The organism is Chitinophaga hostae (assembly GCF_018224885.1).
Classification (GTDB): domain Bacteria; phylum Bacteroidota; class Bacteroidia; order Chitinophagales; family Chitinophagaceae; genus Chitinophaga; species Chitinophaga hostae.
In genome coordinates this window covers 109,359-126,411 of the sequence record NZ_JAGTXB010000003.1, presented here as the reverse complement: position 1 = coordinate 126,411, position 17,053 = coordinate 109,359, and the positions used below count along the sequence as shown (strand labels likewise).

Below are 17,053 nucleotides of genomic sequence, written 5' to 3'. Positions count from 1 at the left end.
AACCTTATTGAGCTATCCAAATTGAGGAAGTATATTAAAGACGTAAAAGCCTGCAGATACTAAGATCTGCAGGCTTTTTGTCGAATATGCCAACGCATCCCAAGTCATAGTCTGATATCTTATTTCGTTTTCGTCAATGAGAAGAACCCAATGGGATTACCCTCTGTATCAACACACAAACTACAATAACCTGGAGCATCCACCGGGAATTGAGACTTTAGAACTTTACCGCCGGCCGCTATCACCTTTTTTTCGCTTGCGATGCAATCATCAGTCGGGAAGTAAACAATGGTGTTTACTGCTCTTTCGTCACCGGCCTTAGTGCCCTCCATTTCTATCAATGCGCCGCTAACAATGCTGCTGTCTTTTCCGGTAGCAAAAGACGCCATTTTCAAAATGGGGGTTTCTACCACCTCATTTATTTTTTCATTCAATACCTCTATATAAAAAGCTCTTGCCCTGTGAATATCTTTTACGTAAATCTCAAACCAGCAAATGATGTTCTTTTTCATAAAGTTTTTTTTAGTTGTTATTGAATGTAGAAAAATGTAGTCATTGATTTTTACTAAAGAATTTTTCTATGCGGTTATGAGCCATATTGATACCTTTTGCAAATGACGTTTTAAGCAGCTGGTCCCTGATACTCACTGATTTGAATATCATTTGCATCGTAAGTTTACTGGTATGCGTCGTGAGTTTTTCGAATTCCATAAATTCTAACTGCACAGGAAATGGACCGTTTTCGATCTCAAATGTTCGTGTAATTTTTTCGTTCGGAATAAACTCAAGCATCACGCCAACAGCAACAAAAAGTTTGTTTCCCTCCGGGTCCGTGGTTTCAGCTTGCCAATTGCCAAATTTTTTGTTTTCCTGTTTCACCCGTGTTGTTCCCAGTTCGTGCGACATCCATTGACCGATAATTTCGGGCTCAGCATGTGCTTTAAAAAGCAAATCCAGGGGTAAGTTAAATGCTCTTGTGATAATTAGTTCCTGTTTATCTTCCCCGGCATCGATTTTTGTTTCCATTGCTGTTTGTTTTATATTTTACGGATGCTGATTGGTGGAATAGCCCCCAACCTGGTAGTGAAGTTCTTCTGGTTGGGTTTGTTATGACTTTAAATAGGTCCTGTCTTAAATTCTTTTTGTAGTCATTTGGCTACAAATATAAATGTAGTTATTTAACTACGCAATTTTTTTTGAAGAATTTTTTCGGGAGTGGGGGGGAAATATAATTGGCTGACCTGTACAATGTCTGGAGCGGGCGTATCGGCATAATATCTCCTGCAAATCTATTTCCCTGCCCTCGCCCTGAACACACCACTTCCCTCCACCATCACCTCCACATAAGATATCATATTTCCATTATTATCCACCTCCTTCCTCGCAGGCATAACGGTATTATTCACGGTTATTATACGATAATCCCCTGCAAACGCAGCCCTCCATAGAAAGTCGCTGTTACCCTTGTTATGTAAATCTGTTTGTTCCCCTGTTTGACTGATAGCGATCATCGTGTTTAATACATGCAGATCCTTCAATGCAGCGCTGCTGCCTTTTTTACCGCGATATAAGGTCGTGATCCGCTTTGCTGCAGCATCCGGCTCTATTCCCATCAATCCTCTTACAATGCCTTCCAGTACAGCAAAAGATACTTCGGGATACTCCCGTCTTGGTGTATTGGTATCAGTGAGTTGTAACAGATACTCCCTGGCTTTGTTCCAGTAGCCGTGTTTAAACAGTATCACAGGCAAATAGGAAGTGGTTTCCACATTCCAGGATGTTGCAATCAGGTGGGCGATGGTTTTACGGCTTCTGGCGGTATCTTTTAGGGCATCAAACCATAGCAGGAATACTTCTCCTTCTCCTATACCGAATTTACCGGCGTTATTATACCAGGTATAATAGCGTGCGGCCTGCTCATTCCACCAAACGGCATCTATCTGCTGCCGGTATTGTTCTGCTGTTTGTTTAAACAGCGTTGCTTTTTCCTTATTCCCTTTTAGCTTTAGAATGGAGGAATAAGACAATAATCCCCGGTAGATGGTTGCGGGAAGATCGATACCCACTTTCAGATCGGGTATGTTTTCCACGTAAGATGGCAGTCCGCGGCAGGTATGGAAATTATCCTGCGGATGAAAGGGCGATGGCGCGTTGGGATGCATGGGCCTTGTCAACAGGGAGTCGGGCTGCAGCACCCACTGGTGAATATATTCATTGACGGTTTTTTCAAAGAAGTTAATCATTGCCGGATCGCTGATATACCAGGAGTCGCCTGTCCAGCCGTATAATTTCCAGCAGGCAGATAGCAGATCAAAGTTAGCATTGAGGTTATACCAGAATGCGGTATCGTTCCTGTAGTCTTCGGGCGCTGGTAGGCCGTATTTGTTGATTTCCCAGTAGGAGCACCAGTCTTTACCGGCGGAGATGTGCCGCGCAAAGGCGCTGATCATATTCCTGTTTTCTTTGTTCAGTCCGTATATAGCTGCACCGATAGTTTGATGTGCTACATCACGCATACAGAATGCAGCGCGGGAGGGCAATGCCGCCTCATACCAGGGACCCACCGGGTCGGTGGGGTTTCCCTGGTAATGCTGCACCATGCGTCCGGCCCATTCATAGGCCCGTTGCATGGCGGTGTCTGAAGATGTGAAGACAGCGGGCGCCTGGGCCCGGGCAAAAGTATAACAACAGCTTAGCAACAGCAGCAGTAAGCTTCTCTTCATGCTTATTTTTTTATTTCTTTAGTCTGAACATCAGCACATCATGCGACTTTAGCATGGCGCTGAGATTTTTTTTGGTAGTGCCCGCGGACTTTCCTGTCCATACATCGAACAAGGTGTAGTCAATGTTGTTGTTTAGCGTATAGTGGTAGAGGTTATCTTCCACCGGTGTTTGTTTCCAGTTAAAGTTAACGGGGGTATCATGGTTGCTCCGGTTAATAAAGCAAACGGCCCAATCGCCCTGCTGCAGTGGTTTGAACCATACCTGCAAACTATCCCTGTCGGTAAATTTAAACCCCTGTATACCCAGTGGATCCTGGTCTATGGCAATGATGTTTTTATTGGTGAGGATTGCTTTGGTTTGCGCGGTCATTTTCCGGATATCGTTACCTGCTATTAAAGGGGCAGCCATCATGGCCCAGAGGGCGAAATGGGTTCTGTCTTCCGCATAGGTCATTCCGTTACCCACTTCCAGCATGTCGGGATCGTTCCAGTGATCGGGACCGGCATATTTACGCAGGGTATCCTGCAGGTCGGCAATGCGCATAACGCTCAGGGCATCCCAGCTGCCCTGGTTATGTACGGAGTCGAATACCTGGTAGATATCTTCCGTGGTGCGCCATAACTGGCCTACCGGCTCGCCCCACTGCCAGGGTTTGTTAACACCCCATTCACACAAGCTGAATATCATAGGGCGGCCTGCTGTACGCAGTGCTTTGCTCATGGTGGTGTAAGCTTCTTTGGCATTGATACCGGCTGTGTTACACCAGTCGAACTTCAGGTAATCGATATTCCAGGCGGCATAGTTCCTGGCATCCTGGTATTCATAACCGCGGGTGCCGGGATATTTTGCGCAGGTAAGTGTACCGGCACAGTTATACAAACCGAATTTCAATCCTTTGGCGTGCACATAATCTACTACAGCTTTGAGTCCGTGCGGGAATTTTTTCGGATCGGGAACGAGGTTGCCCAGGCTATCCCTTTCCATGGCCATCCAGCCATCGTCCAGCACAAGGTAGGTGTAGCCGGCATCTTTCATACCGGATGATACCAGGGCGTCTGCTATCTCCATGATCATTTTTTCGTTGATGGCTGTCTGGAAGGTGTTCCAGCTATTCCAACCCATCGGCGGTGTGGGCGCCAATCCCTCAAATTTCTGTGCAGAAACGCTATTGGCGGCCAGCAGCGCCAGCATCCAATAAATAAGTTTTTTCATATCTCTTTAATGTGATTAATCATTACAATTGTTCGTCGCCTTTTCTCTTACGGAGCAACCGAGGAACGCTTCGGGGCCTATACCCAGGTATTTGGGGCCATCATATACATTGGGTACCCTTGCCGACATAAAGTCGAGATACCAGTCCATCCATGGAAATATATAATGATACATTTCCGCTGCATGTACTGCCAAACCGTCGCCTGCTTTACGTGGTAACTGGAGGCCTTTGTCCTGGTAAAAATTTTCACCAACGGTATGCAGCCACTCATGTACCCATACACCGGGATCGTTGTTTTTGTAGTAATTGATCCGGTCAGCGAGACTGCTACCTGCATCAAATTTGACGGTAACATAACCTGTTTTGATGCTTTCTTTCATCGGATTGGTCCAGGCAAGTCCGAAATAGTTGCTTTTGAAGCTGCAGTTATTTTCACTTTCGCGCCAGAACACAAATACACAGTCGTAAACGCCGGGCTGAATTTCAGGCATCATGTCGGCGATGGTGGCGGGATCTACGGTATACATGGCATTGGCGCCACGTGTAAGCATCACCGGTAGTGTGATGTCTTTCCGTGTTACCTCCCAGTGTATGGTGCCGTAGGCATACTTTTCGAAATGCTGTTGCAAACTCCATTGAAAGAAATTATATCCCTGATCCAGTTCAGCTTTGGTGAAATGGGTACTGCAATCGCCCGTGAGGGCAGTGCCTTTGGTTTCGTTTAAGCCGATCCAGAGTGCTTTCCACACTTTAGGGGCGGGCTTGTCGGCAGTGGTGAGCTGCAGGGTGATGCCCGCCGTTATATTCACTTCTTTGCGAAGATACCGGAAGGAGTTTTGCAAAGCCACACCTAACACGTGTTTACCTGCGGTAACAGCGATGTTGCCGGGAGCAACAATGCCGGTATACGCGCCATCCAGGTATATATATCCGGCTTCCGGCGCTGTAACAGCCACCTGGATTTTGTCATCAGGTTTATTACCGCCAGGGGCGGGGCTGCTTTTTTTGCATGCACCCGCCCCTGCCAGCAGTAATATTAACATCCATTGTTTTTTCATCACTGGGATTATTAATTATATCCGGGATTTTGAGGGAGATTGGTTCTTCTGATTTCTTCCCTTGGAATAGGCAGCAGGTAATGCTGTGACTTAAATACCCTGTCCTGTACTTTGATGTAAGTATAGGTTTTTGAGCCGTCTGCATTCTTAACAATTTTTACGCCGCCCAATGGGGTATTCTCTGTAACGTCGGCAATCTTCCAGCGACGTACATCGTAGTAACGCTGACCTTCCAGGCACAGCTCTACCCGCCGTTCGTTCCGTATTTTCGCTAACAGGGCGGCTCCGGTTAAACTTCCGGGCAAATCGTTGGTAATACCGGCACGATGTCTTAGCAGATCGAGGTACTGCCGGGATACATTTTCATGCCCCAGGTTGAATTCCGCTTCTGCGTAGTTTAGGTAGATCTCTGCCAATCTTGATACAATCCAGAATTTATTGGTTTGTGTTTCTACGTTGAAATTGAAAGTGGTGTCCTGGTACTTTCTAAAGCTATACCTTGTCATGCTGGCATTCCAGGTATCCCATCCCTGTTGGGAGTCGAGTCCGCCTTCGTACATTTCTGCTACGTTACTATGTCCGGCATTATAGCGGTCTTTGAAGAAATCCGGTTTACCATAAGGTCTTCCGTCAAAAATGATATCGTCGTAAAAACGGGGATCCCGGTTGGCATAAGGCTGTTGTGGGTTGTAGCCGGAGCCGGCGTCGGTGATATCTTTTCCATCAGCAGTTCCGAATGCATCTACCAGGTTTTGGCTGGGAGCAAACGACGACCATCCGTGGAAGCCACAGGGAGCCATGAACATTTCCACACCCTGGAAGGCATTCCACTGATACTGTTTGTTTCCCTGGCGGGCCATGAGGATTTCCGAATTCCAGGTAGTGAAGATATTCACATAACTGCCGGTGTAGAGCTGGTATCCGGGCAGGTCGATCACTGCTTTTGCAGCATCGGATGCCTGTTGCCATTTTTGTTTATCGTTAGATGTATTCCATAAAGGGCTGGCGGCATATAACAGGGTTTTTGATTTCAATGCCAGGGCAGCGGCTTTGGTGGCGCGTCCCAGTTCTGCGGCGCCGGAGCTGTAACTCACCGGCAGCACGGCGGCGGCGGCATCGCATTCGGTGGTAATAAAAGCCACGCACTCATCAAACGTGCTTCGCGGTGTTTCAAATTTACTGTTCAGGTCAAAAGGCTTCTTCACCAGGGGAACGCCGCCGTAATCGCTGATCAGTTTAAAATACGCATAGGCGCGCAGATAGATGATTTCAGCTTTGAGCCGGGCACGCAGGGCATCGTCGCCAGGTACGGCATCAATTTTAGACAGGAAGAGATTACAATCCTGTATCCTTTTATAGGTTTCACTCCATATATCGAAATTGCCAAGATTGTCTGGTGTAAGGGAACCGGAGTTCATGATAGAGGCGTTGTAATCATCAAACTTATTAAATGCTTCATCCGTAGCGGAAGACAATGCCCAGGTGCGGTTGGTCAGGTTATCCCAGTAATGACCGGGATTAGGCAGCACGGTATATTGAAAATCAGCAAATGCTTCTGCCAACTTCAGATCTTTCCAAACTGACCGGTCTGAGAATGAATCCAGGGGCACTTTATCGAGCACATTTTTCTGACAAGCCATTAAAAACAGGGTAGCTAAAAATGCAGTACCTATTCTCCAGTATATTCTTTTCACAATAAATAAATTTAAATGTCCATAAATATGATAAAATGGATTACAGGCCAACGCTGATACCTGCGCGATAGATCCTTGTTTGCGGATAATTGACACCGGTAATGTTGTTTGTTTCGGGGTCACGGTTAAACTTCTTCATTTTGTCGATAGAGAAGAGATTGAAACCACTTACAAACACACGGATGTTGTCGATGCCAATACGGCCATATAAGTTTTTAGGGACGATATAAGAAAGCTGAGCTGATTTTAAGCGGATAAAAGATGCATCTGCCAGCCAGAAGTCGGCATATATGGAATTGCGCGGATCCCTCGAATTAAATGCTTTTGGATAAGCGGCATTGATATTATCCGGCGTCCAGCGGCCGTCATACAGCCACTGTGGCGGCGCTACCACGGAGCCTTGCATCTGGGGCAGGATCAACTGCTTGGCTTCCGTCTGGCCTGCCCATACAAGGTCGAGTGCCAGTCCTTTATATTCCGCTCCCATGGTAACACCAAAAACGATTTTTGGGAATGCAGATTCAGGAATCCTTACCTGGTCATCGTAGGTGATCACGCCATCATTATTTTTATCTTCTATCCAAAGGTCGCCGGGCTTGGCGCCTGCCATGTGCGCGGATTTATCCACTTCTTCCTGGGTACGGTAAATACCTTTGGTCTGGAATACCACCCAGGAGTCGATGGGTAATCCGGTTGATTTCTGGTAGTCAGGAATATTGGGCGCTTCATCGCGGAACAGCACTTTGCTTTTGGCGTAGGTGAAGTTGAAGCCTGCATTATATTTAACGGCCCTGGCTTTTCCGTTGTAGTTAACGATAAAATCAAAGCCTCTGTTCAGTGTTCTGCCAATATTTTCAGCCGGCAGCTTTAAGCCTGTATACAGCGGCACGGAAGCATTCCGGGGCGCCAGGATATCTTTACGGAGGTTATGGAAGTAGTCGGCGGTTACACTTAACTTATTATTGAAGAAAACGGCATCCAGCCCGAGGTTCCTGGTATCCTGTTTTTCCCAGGTGATATTGGTATTGGGAATAGACGCCAGGTACAGCGCAGTAGCCTCTGAGTAATTGGGACCGAAATAAGTATAATATTCTTTGGGATAGGAAGAATAGTCGGAAGACATATTACTTACCAGTGAATACCTGGCCAGGTACATGTATTTGGCTACTGCATCACTGCCCATTACTCCCCAGGAAGCGCGCAGCTTCAGGTTATCCACAAATTTTACGTGATCCTTGAAGAATGTTTCTTCGGAGATGCGCCAGCCCAGTGATACGGACGGGAACATACCCCAACGTCTATCTCCGGGGAAGTTAAACGAACCGTTGTAGCGGCCTACTACTTCTGCGAGGTATTTATCGGCATAACTATATGAAACCCTGCCCAGGTAGCTTTCGCGGCCATCCTGGCTTGCGCTGCCGGTGGCATTCTGGTCTGTGGTGCTGCCGGAGAAAAGTTGATCCAGCTGATCGCTCAACAGATTTTTCCTGAAAGCAGAGGTCATTTTGTAGCTGGAAACGGTTTGTTCATATCCTGCAAAAGCACTGATGGTGTGCTTGCCAAAGGACCTGTCGAAAGCAATTTTATAGAAATAGGTATTCTCATTGAAAATCCTTTCATCCTGTGTCAGGCTGAGAATAGCGGTACTTGATTTTTGATTGTTGTACGTGTTGGTAGACAGGCTATACGTGTATGCATCCCAGGGGCGGGTAAAATTCTTTTCGCTTCTCAGGCGGTAGTCGAAGGCCGCGTAACCGCTCATCGACAAGCCTTTCAGGATAGCGGGCAGCTGCCAGTCGAATCCTATTTTAGGTTGCACGGTGAGGTCTGTTACGTTATCATAGCCGGGAGCAGACGACATCATCAGGTAAGGATTACGCCCGTTTGAAATACCGGCAGAAGGCTGACCGTTCGTCCAGTGTACCGGGATAAAAGGATACATGCTCACGGTTTCGTGCAGTATGTTTCCTGCGGGAATAGCGGGGTATTTCCGTTCTTCCTTCCTGGCGGCGATATCAAAGGTTAGCTTTAAATTTTTTGAAACGGATGCATCTATATTGGAACGCAGGTTATAGTTCTTGAAATTTTCATCACTATTGCTCCAGTTGCTTTGCTGCGACAGGTACTGACCGGAAATAAAGAATTTCACGGCATCGCTGCCACCTCTTACAGAAATGCTGTGATTGGTTTGAGGCGCGTTTTTGCGGAACACCTCCCGTTGCCAGTCTGTGCTGGTATAGTTGGGATCATTTCCCGCTTTGTATTTGTCGATGTCTGCCTGTGTATAGGGAAGGGTATTGCCCTGGTACTTGTTCAGCTCATTGTAATAGGTCATGTATTGCCAGGAGTTAACACGATGTTCCATCCTGGTCAGCTGCTGGATATCGTAGGTGCCTTCGTAGGAAATCACCGGTTTGCCGGATTTTCCTCTTTTGGTGGTGATGAGGATGGCGCCATTGGCGGAGCGTACGCCGTAAATCGCTGCGGAGGCATCTTTCAGTACGGTAACACTTTCAATGTCGTTGGGATTGATCCTGTCAATATTCCGGTCAGGAATACCGTCCACTATGATCAAAGGGTCCACCCCGCCACTAAAGGAATTGAATCCCCTGATGTAGAGGGAGGAATAGTCATCACCGGGGCGGCCGGAGCGGTTGTTGGCAATAACACCGGGGATATGACCTGCAAAGGCATTTGAAACGTTGGCGGTTGGTACCCTTGCTATTTCTTCTCCTTTCATGGTGGCCACGGAGCCGGTGAGTGTTGTTTTCTTCTGTGTGCCGTAGCCCACTACCACCACTTCCTGTTGTTGGGATACGAGCCGTTTCAATACAACGGTCACGTATACACTTTTCCCGATGACCACTTCCTGTCTTTCCATCCCGATGAAGGAAAACACAAGCACCCCGTTGGCGTTGTCGGGTATATTGAGCTGGAATTCGCCGTTTTCCCTGGTAACCACGCCGGTGGAACTGCCTTTCAGTTGCACGGTTACACCGATAAGAGGTGTGCCTTCCTCCCCGGTAACCCTTCCTTTTACGGTGATCGTTGCCGCAGCAAGGTGTTCATTGCCGGGGGCGCCGGTCACCGGCAATGGCTTTCGGACGATAATCGTTTTATCGATGATCTCGTAGGTGATAGGCTGTTGTTTGAAACATAGTTTCAGTACATCTTCCACGTTGGCGTGGTTTACTTCGAGGTCTACTTTGCCGGTATGTTCCAGCAGCGTATTGTTGTAAACGAAATTGTATCCTCCCTGCCGGCTGATTTCTTTAAATACCGTGCGGAGGGAAGCATTCTTCAGCGAAAGTGTGATCGTTTGTGCATTCGTGGCGGCGCCCGCCTGGATAATGAATGCAAATAACAGCAATGTTGTCAGCTTCATTGTCAATCTGATTTTGGTCCACAATCCCTTTTGAGGTCGTTGCTGTGTGACATTACAGCCATTCAAAAAAGTGGAATTACAAAGAACATTTTGCATATTTTTGTTAAGGTTTGGATGTAAACAATTAGCAGTCCGGAAATGATTGTATAACTGTATCGATCCAACAATCCGCCGGGGAGTGCCGCAAACACTACCCGGTTTTTTATTGCATCAATTTCTTAATTGATAAATTTTGGTCTTATTTTCTTACGATGACTTTTCTTTCATTGATCACAAAATGAGCGCCCCCGCTTAGTTCCATGAACTGTAATAATTTTGACAAGGGAACGTCTCTTGACATTTCCATACTATAGGAATCAGCAATTTTATCTTCGAATATGACGTCTACATCGTACCAGCGGCTGATTTGCCGCATAATGGTTTTCAGGTCCATATTATTGTAGGAAAAGCGGCCATCTTTCCAGGCCATCAGGGTTTCTATGTCGGCATGTTGAATGACCCTGATGCCTTCCGCTACCTGTGCCTGCTGACCAGGATTGATCAGCACATTCTTTCCCTGGTGTGATACCATTACCTTTCCTTCTATCAAGGTTGTATTAATGGCTGTTTCATCTGCATAGGCATTGACATTAAAATGAGTGCCCAATACTTTTACCTCCATGCCCTGTGTCAGTACTTTAAATGGTTGGTCTTCTTTCCGGGCTACTTCAAAATAAGCTTCCCCGGTTACTTTTACAATACGTTCCTTCCCGGTAAAGCTGGTGGGGAAATACAGGGAGGAAGCTGCGTTCAGCCATACTTTGGTACCATCAGGCAGTACAACCTGGTATTGGCCGCCGCGTGGAGTAGTTACTGTGTTGTACGCCACATCTGCCGCAGTATTGTTGACTAAATTATAAGCGAGTTGGCCATTGTTCATTTTCATAACAGCTGAAGCTCCCTGCCTGGTCAGCGTACCTTTTGCCGCGCTGTCCAGTTCAATATTGCTGCCATCAGTGAGTGTAAGTATAGCCCTGTTTCTGCCGGGTAGTATTTCGCCTTTGGCAACCTGGCGGGCGTTGCCACCCCGGTGTGAGGAATACTTCATGATCAGAAGCGCGGAGGTTCCCGCTAATACCAGGACCATGGCAGCAACGGCAACCCTCCATATACCCGTACGTCGCTTTACAGGTAGCGGGCTATTTTCATCTGCCTGCGTAAATGTACCTTCTTCGGCGCCGGCCTTCCGGAGGATGTTCCGGTAAATCCGGTCTTTTTCGTCACTACCTGTTAGCCGGGTAAATTCCCCGCTTCCCAATGCTTCTTCAATCACCGACAACAGCTCAACTGCATGTTCATGTCCACGCAGCTGGTCGATTAACCCCCTCAGCTCTTCGGCAGAAAGGGTATTATTGAGATACTGTTGTAATAGCTCTTTTAAATGTTCTTTATCCATTTTAAAGCATAAAGGTGAACGTTACTATAAAGACACCAGAAAAAGGGGGAGGTATTAGTGGAAATAAAAAAAAATTTCAGGCAGCAAAAAATGTAGCCTGCGCAAAGGAGCAAAGGAGTAGTAATTCCAGGATACTATAGTGCCGGAGATAATCACGTATTACGTGTAAAGCCTTATTCATATGGCTTTTTACCGTATGCCTGGAAATGTGGAGCGTGGCCGCTATTTCTTCCTGGCTCAAACCATGATACCGGCTTAGTGAATAAATAGTACGTTGTTGTTGGGAGAGATGTTCAACGGCGCTGGCCACCTGTCTTTCCAGTTCATTGCACAGCAAATGCCTGTCAGGGGTATCCGTTGTGGCGATGGTATCCTGTGCATAGTCTAACAAATGCTCGGTAAAAGCCGCTGTTTTGATTTTTTTCCGGAAGGCATTAAATATATGATTGCGGGCGATGGTAAACAGGTATCCTTCAAAATTTTCAACACCGGCCAGTTTTTCCCGTTTCAGCCATAGCTTTACAAAAACGTCCTGTGCCATCTCTTCAGCCATACCGGTGGATTTAGTGAGTGCCAGGGCTACCCCGTACACCGTGTCCCAGTATTGGTCAAAGAGGATCCTGAAGGCTGCTTCGTCGCCCTCCGCCACTTTCTTAAAAATGGACATTTCATCGTATAGCCGAATAACTGACAATAAGTCTGAGTAATTTTTTATGGAATCAGTTGGATGCGCAATCGTTTTGGTTGTGTTTATGCCGTGGCCCTAAATGTAAGCGTAAATAGAAGGGGTGGCTTTGCAAAAATTATCCTTTTATCATCAGATATTAACCGTGTAGGTAAATTAGAGAAAGCCAATTCACCCCAATTGAGCCAATTACTTCGTTATTCCGGCGGCTGCTAATATCATCGCTCCCATATTTTTCTTATCAGCTTCAATACTTGAGGCACTTTCTTTTCAGTGTGGTTATCTAATGTTGTTTCATTGTCGTTAGCCGGTACGGCACCAGTTGCGTCAGTGTCTTGCTTTTCCTCATACTCCTTCATTTCCAATTCAAATTGTTCATTATCGTCTAGCGGTTGTTTTAAGTCGCTTCCTCCTTTATGCAGAATCTGAACATAATTTTCTGGCGGCTTAGGCAATTGGTTTTCGCAATTCTTTGAACAGAGGTTTGCTAGCAATGGCAGCACATCAGTCCCAACCCATAGTGAGATCCAGCGTTGATTTGTTTCGTCATAATTCATTGGTTTGCCACAAACACTACATTTAACGGTTTCTCCGGGATATCTCACTGGATTGTGATCCAAACGAGGAAATCCCATTCTGTTTTTTTTATTGCCATACAAAGCCCTGGTGCTTACTCTGCTGCTTTTAAGATTTTTGCACTTGGTGATTTCGTAGGGAAACCAATGTAAATCATATGAAGTGTAGGGATCAAAGAATTCAAGCGCTTCCATCTCTCCTATTTCCGGAGGAATCCGTTTTAACTTGCTTCCGTAGAGCCAAACTTTCTTAACTTTTTTCAGTTTTGAAATACTCTCCGGTAGCGTATGTATTTGTGCAAATAGTTCCCAGCCAAGCTCCTCTGCAGGCGAGAATTCTTCACGATTTTCTGCGGCAACTTTCTCAATATAATCACATAATTTTCTCCAGGCCACTGTGTTCCTGTCCTGTACCTCGTTTTCTATTTTAGAAATTCGGTTGTTCATACTTTGGTTGTTGATATAGTCTATTTATTTGTCGGATAAACAAAACCCGTTTCAGCTTCTTTTGTCTTCACTGGTCGTACTTCAATGGTGGCGGAGGCAACATATTCAAACTCAGGATTGTCTTTCGCAATTTTAATGGCTTCATCCATGTCATTCGCTAAAATGTGATAGTAGCCAACCTGGGTTTCTTTGTCGGTATTAATGTCTTTTTCTATCCAACCGTCATTGTCTTTTTTAAGCACTACGCCTTCTCTTACAATGGGCTGCGCCGCAATTAGTTTATTTTCACCTTTGAGTTTGCTGATGTAAACTTCACATTGTTTTATAAATGCGAGGTGTTGCACTGCTGTCAGGGAATTTTTTGCATCCCTTTCGTTCCGGATGTAAAACATAAATTCTTTCATGGCTGTTTATTTTCATTGTCAATTACATTTCCTGTTGCCTTTATATTCAGGCATTTTACAATCATCGCTGGCTTATAAATATACGTAACATCTGGTTGTCATCTCTCTAAATTATAATGATCGGGTTAAATCCGCCGGCTTGCCTATTTTAATATGTATATACATATGTCTGGTGAGGAATTATATTAATAAGCGCCTGGTATTCTTTCCTCCAAAATTCGTTTTTAATCCACTGCTTTCCTTTGTTTATCATCTTTTAGCGTATGTATCCTGTTTTTGTTAGTGATTGTATTCCGGTCCCCGGCTGCCGGAGAGAAAAAAGTTGCAACTTTCCCTAAATAGTCATATGTTTGAACATATTACCGAGTGTTTATCCACCCCGGAATAGATGGAGCAGAACAGTGAACAATGGAAATAAGTAGTGAAAGCATTGTAAACTTATCCTTAACAGGATTTACTTAACGTATTAAATATATGATCAACAAAAAAAACCTTTCCCTTATTTCCTGCCTGCTTTTCCTTGGATGCTCAGGCAGTGTTCCTTTATTGGCACAGGGTAAGCGGAAAGTGCCCGTCCGGGTGGTGGCTGCAGGGGCGCAATTTCCTGATGCAATAGACTATAGAGTACAATCATTTTACCGTCACCGCCCCGATGGAACACCTGGCAGGGAAGTGATGCTATACTTCAAAGGCGCCGCCTTCACCGGGAACGGAACGGTAAACATAGTATGCGACGGGAAGAAAGAAACAGTACCGGTGGTTGCCAACAGTGGGATGGACAGCCTGGCGGTTTTACTGCCTGATGGCGCCGGCGTAAAATCAGCCGCTGAAGCAACGCTGACTTTCCGCAGTGGAAAAAAGGAATTAACGAAAGTGATCATGGTACCGGCGCTTCGCCAGTGGACTGTATATATCTATCCGCACTCGCATGTAGATATTGGTTATACCAACACACAGGAAAATGTGGAGTTGATACATAAACGGAATTTGATCAATGGTATTAACCTGGCAAAGGAAACGGTGAATTACCCTGCCGGAGCGCGTTACACCTGGAATCCGGAGGTGTTGTGGCCGGTGGAAAGATATCTCAGGAAGGCTACATCTGCTGAAAAGAATACGATTATAGATGCGGTGCAGAAAGGATACCTGCACCTGGATGCCAGCTACGTAAACACCAACACCAGTGTGGCAGCAGATGAAGAGATGTTTGCGTTCTTCGGACATTGCCGGGAAATGGAGCAGTTAACCGGAACAAAAATATCCACCATGGTGCAGGTAGATGTTCCGGGAATGTCGTGGGGAATAGTACCGGTAGCGGCAGCACAAGGGATCAGGTATATTTTTGCAATGAACAATGGATCCGACAGGGTAGGACGATCCACTGAGCTAAGTTTCAAACCATTTTGGTGGAAGAGCCCGGACGGAAAATCAAAGGTGCTTTTCTTTCAGCCCGGCGCCTACACCCCCGGCGAAAATGCCAAAGGGCATGACTACTGGCCCAGAATGGCGGGACAAACGGATACTTCCAAATTGTTGCAGATCGTAAAAACAAATGCCCCGCGCGAGCATTTTGTAGATAAGTACCTGGCTAAAACATTACCTGCACTGGAGAAAGCGAGCTATTATCCGTATGATATTTTTGCTATGTCCTGGGCCATGGCAGACAATACGCCTATCGATGCAGATTTGCCGGACGCTGTTAAAAGCTGGAACGAGGACTACGCCTTTCCTCACCTGGTTATTTCCGGCGCAACTGAGTTTATGTCCACATTTGAAAAGAAATATGGCGATCAGCTGCCGGTATTGTCAGGCGATTTTACAGAGTATTGGACAGATGGCCTGGGCGCAGCCGCTAAGCAAACCGGCATGAACCGCTCTACCAAAGAACGGCTGATACAAACAGAAACCCTGTGGACCATGCTGCATCCGGGAGAACCGGCGCCACGCGCTGCCATTAAGGAAGCCTGGAGAAATGTAAGTATGGGTACAGAACATACCTGGTGTTATATGGATCCCTCCAAACAACCTATCACCAATAATATCTTACAGGTTAAATTCGGTTATTTCCAACATGGAGCAGATATAAGCGATTCCTTACGGACATTGGAATTGTCGCCGGTTGTTCAAAATGCCAATTCAACAGTCGCCGTTTTCAATACCCTTTCATGGGAACGCTCGGGGTTAGTACTGCTTTCCAAAGAGCAAAGCGAAAAGTTCAACAGCATTAGTGATAACAAAGGTAAGGCGGTATCATCGCAGCGCCTTTCAACAGGGGAGCTGGTGTTTGTTGCGAAAGATATTCCAGCCTTAGGTCAGCGGAATTATTTCCTCAAAAAAGGAAAAAGTAATACTTCAGGAACATTCCTCCACGACAACATATTGGATAATGGATTGGTTAAGGTGGTGATTGATCCGCAAACGGGGGACATCTCCAGCTTAATAAGCGGTGCAAAAGAATTTGCGAATGCAGCATCCCCCGGGAAGTTAAACAGCTATAGATATCTGCATGGAGACGAAAGCCCGGAAAAAGCAAGCGGTACTTCGAATGCGAAGATTTCCGTTAAAGAGAACGGCCCGCTGGTAGCCACCATTGCAGTGGAATCATCTGCCGAAGGCTGTAATAGCTTAACGAGGGAGATCACCGTTATTGCCGGACAGCCATATGTTGACATAAAAAATATTATAGACAAACAACCAGTTCTTAAGAAAGAAGGTATTCATTTCGGATTTGCATTTAACATCGACAATCCTGCTACCCATATGGATATTCCGTGGGGAATTGTGAAAATAGACAATGATCAGCTCAGCGGCGCAAACCGCAACTGGATAGGATTCCAGAGATGGCTGGATGTTTCTGGCCAGGACAAGGGAGTTACCTGGTGCTCGCTGGATGCACCTGTTTTTGAAGCAGGCAGTATGACGGCTAATATTATCGGTAGCGCCACCAATTCGGAAAAGTGGATGAAGAAAATTGAACCAAGCGCCACTATTTACTCATGGGCACTGAACAATCACTGGCATACCAATTTCCCATTGAGCCAGGATGGGAAAATCTCCTTCCGCTACCGGTTGCTTCCACACAATACCGGCTATGATGCAGGACAGGCCAATCGTTTCGGACTTGAACAGTTGCAGCCGCTAATTGTTAGCCCGGTGAAAGATAATAAGGAAACTGCGCCGCTCCTGTCTTTAGCGGGAAGCCAAAAAGTAACGGTTTCTATCCTTCAAACAAACAGCACCGGCGATGCTGTTCAAATAAGACTTCGCTCGGTATCCGACAAAGATGAAAACGTAAAACTGAATTGGCTGAGCCGCAAACCTGCATCTGTAGCTTTGTTGGGCGATAACACAACCGCGGATAGAAATCTTCAGCAGGAAATACTCGTGCCTGCAATGGGATTTGTAACATTGGAGGCGAAGTTTGTGAAGTGAT

Annotated in this window: 12 protein-coding genes; 1 reads left to right on the top strand and 11 read right to left on the bottom strand. The window is 46.0% G+C overall.

What is annotated here, in order from left to right:
• Positions 1-119: 119 nt before the first annotated feature.
• The 11 genes from KE626_RS07695 to KE626_RS07645 form a co-directional block, all read right to left on the bottom strand.
• Positions 120-512, bottom strand: coding sequence for a VOC family protein (locus tag KE626_RS07695; protein ID WP_211972293.1), 393 nt, complete (start codon positions 510-512; stop codon positions 120-122).
• Positions 513-552: 40 nt separating this feature from the next.
• On the bottom strand, positions 553-1,026 hold the full coding sequence (locus KE626_RS07690) for an SRPBCC family protein (RefSeq protein ID WP_211972292.1): 474 nt from the start codon (positions 1,024-1,026) through the stop codon (positions 553-555).
• Between the two features lie 263 nt (positions 1,027-1,289).
• Positions 1,290-2,723 (bottom strand): trehalase family glycosidase, encoded by a 1,434-nt coding sequence (locus KE626_RS07685; RefSeq protein ID WP_211972291.1) that lies wholly within the window; start codon positions 2,721-2,723, stop codon positions 1,290-1,292.
• A gap of 10 nt (positions 2,724-2,733) precedes the next feature.
• Positions 2,734-3,936, bottom strand: a complete 1,203-nt coding sequence (locus tag KE626_RS07680; protein WP_211972290.1) for a glycoside hydrolase family 27 protein — start codon at positions 3,934-3,936, stop codon at positions 2,734-2,736.
• A gap of 15 nt (positions 3,937-3,951) precedes the next feature.
• Positions 3,952-4,995: a PEGA domain-containing protein gene (locus KE626_RS07675; protein ID WP_211972289.1), complete on the bottom strand. Its 1,044-nt coding sequence runs from the start codon at positions 4,993-4,995 to the stop codon at positions 3,952-3,954.
• Between the two features lie 11 nt (positions 4,996-5,006).
• Positions 5,007-6,689, bottom strand: coding sequence for a RagB/SusD family nutrient uptake outer membrane protein (locus KE626_RS07670; RefSeq protein WP_211972288.1), 1,683 nt, complete (start codon positions 6,687-6,689; stop codon positions 5,007-5,009).
• Between the two features lie 40 nt (positions 6,690-6,729).
• Positions 6,730-10,074, bottom strand: coding sequence for a SusC/RagA family TonB-linked outer membrane protein (locus tag KE626_RS07665; protein ID WP_211972287.1), 3,345 nt, complete (start codon positions 10,072-10,074; stop codon positions 6,730-6,732).
• Positions 10,075-10,312: 238 nt separating this feature from the next.
• A complete protein-coding gene (locus KE626_RS07660; protein WP_211972286.1) occupies positions 10,313-11,509 on the bottom strand; it encodes a FecR family protein in 1,197 nt (398 codons plus the stop codon).
• Positions 11,510-11,585: 76 nt separating this feature from the next.
• The gene (locus KE626_RS07655; RefSeq protein WP_211972285.1) at positions 11,586-12,176 is read right to left on the bottom strand and encodes an RNA polymerase sigma factor; all 591 of its coding nucleotides are present in this window, start codon (positions 12,174-12,176) and stop codon (positions 11,586-11,588) included.
• Between the two features lie 236 nt (positions 12,177-12,412).
• On the bottom strand, positions 12,413-13,216 hold the full coding sequence (locus KE626_RS07650; RefSeq protein ID WP_211972284.1) for a hypothetical protein: 804 nt from the start codon (positions 13,214-13,216) through the stop codon (positions 12,413-12,415).
• Between the two features lie 20 nt (positions 13,217-13,236).
• Complete coding sequence (locus KE626_RS07645) at positions 13,237-13,620, bottom strand: YciI family protein (protein WP_211972283.1); 384 nt, start codon at positions 13,618-13,620, stop codon at positions 13,237-13,239.
• A 474-nt stretch (positions 13,621-14,094) separates the two neighbouring features.
• Here KE626_RS07645 and KE626_RS07640 point away from each other — a divergent pair, with 474 nt between their 5' ends.
• Positions 14,095-17,052 (top strand): glycoside hydrolase family 38 N-terminal domain-containing protein, encoded by a 2,958-nt coding sequence (locus KE626_RS07640; protein ID WP_211972282.1) that lies wholly within the window; start codon positions 14,095-14,097, stop codon positions 17,050-17,052.
• Position 17,053 lies beyond the last annotated feature (1 nt).

Bases quoted from the DNA above. Each gene is read 5' to 3' on its own strand.
- KE626_RS07695 (WP_211972293.1), bottom strand. From the start codon at position 512: ATGAAAAAGAACATCATTTGCTGGTTTGAGATTTACGTAAAAGATATT.
- KE626_RS07690 (WP_211972292.1), bottom strand. From the start codon at position 1,026: ATGGAAACAAAAATCGATGCCGGGGAAGATAAACAGGAACTAATTATC.
- KE626_RS07685 (WP_211972291.1), bottom strand. From the start codon at position 2,723: ATGAAGAGAAGCTTACTGCTGCTGTTGCTAAGCTGTTGTTATACTTTT.
- KE626_RS07680 (WP_211972290.1), bottom strand. From the start codon at position 3,936: ATGAAAAAACTTATTTATTGGATGCTGGCGCTGCTGGCCGCCAATAGC.
- KE626_RS07675 (WP_211972289.1), bottom strand. From the start codon at position 4,995: ATGAAAAAACAATGGATGTTAATATTACTGCTGGCAGGGGCGGGTGCA.
- KE626_RS07665 (WP_211972287.1), bottom strand. From the start codon at position 10,074: ATGAAGCTGACAACATTGCTGTTATTTGCATTCATTATCCAGGCGGGC.
- KE626_RS07660 (WP_211972286.1), bottom strand. From the start codon at position 11,509: ATGGATAAAGAACATTTAAAAGAGCTATTACAACAGTATCTCAATAAT.
- KE626_RS07655 (WP_211972285.1), bottom strand. From the start codon at position 12,176: ATGTCCATTTTTAAGAAAGTGGCGGAGGGCGACGAAGCAGCCTTCAGG.
- KE626_RS07650 (WP_211972284.1), bottom strand. From the start codon at position 13,216: ATGAACAACCGAATTTCTAAAATAGAAAACGAGGTACAGGACAGGAAC.
- KE626_RS07645 (WP_211972283.1), bottom strand. From the start codon at position 13,620: ATGAAAGAATTTATGTTTTACATCCGGAACGAAAGGGATGCAAAAAAT.
- KE626_RS07640 (WP_211972282.1), top strand. From the start codon at position 14,095: ATGATCAACAAAAAAAACCTTTCCCTTATTTCCTGCCTGCTTTTCCTT.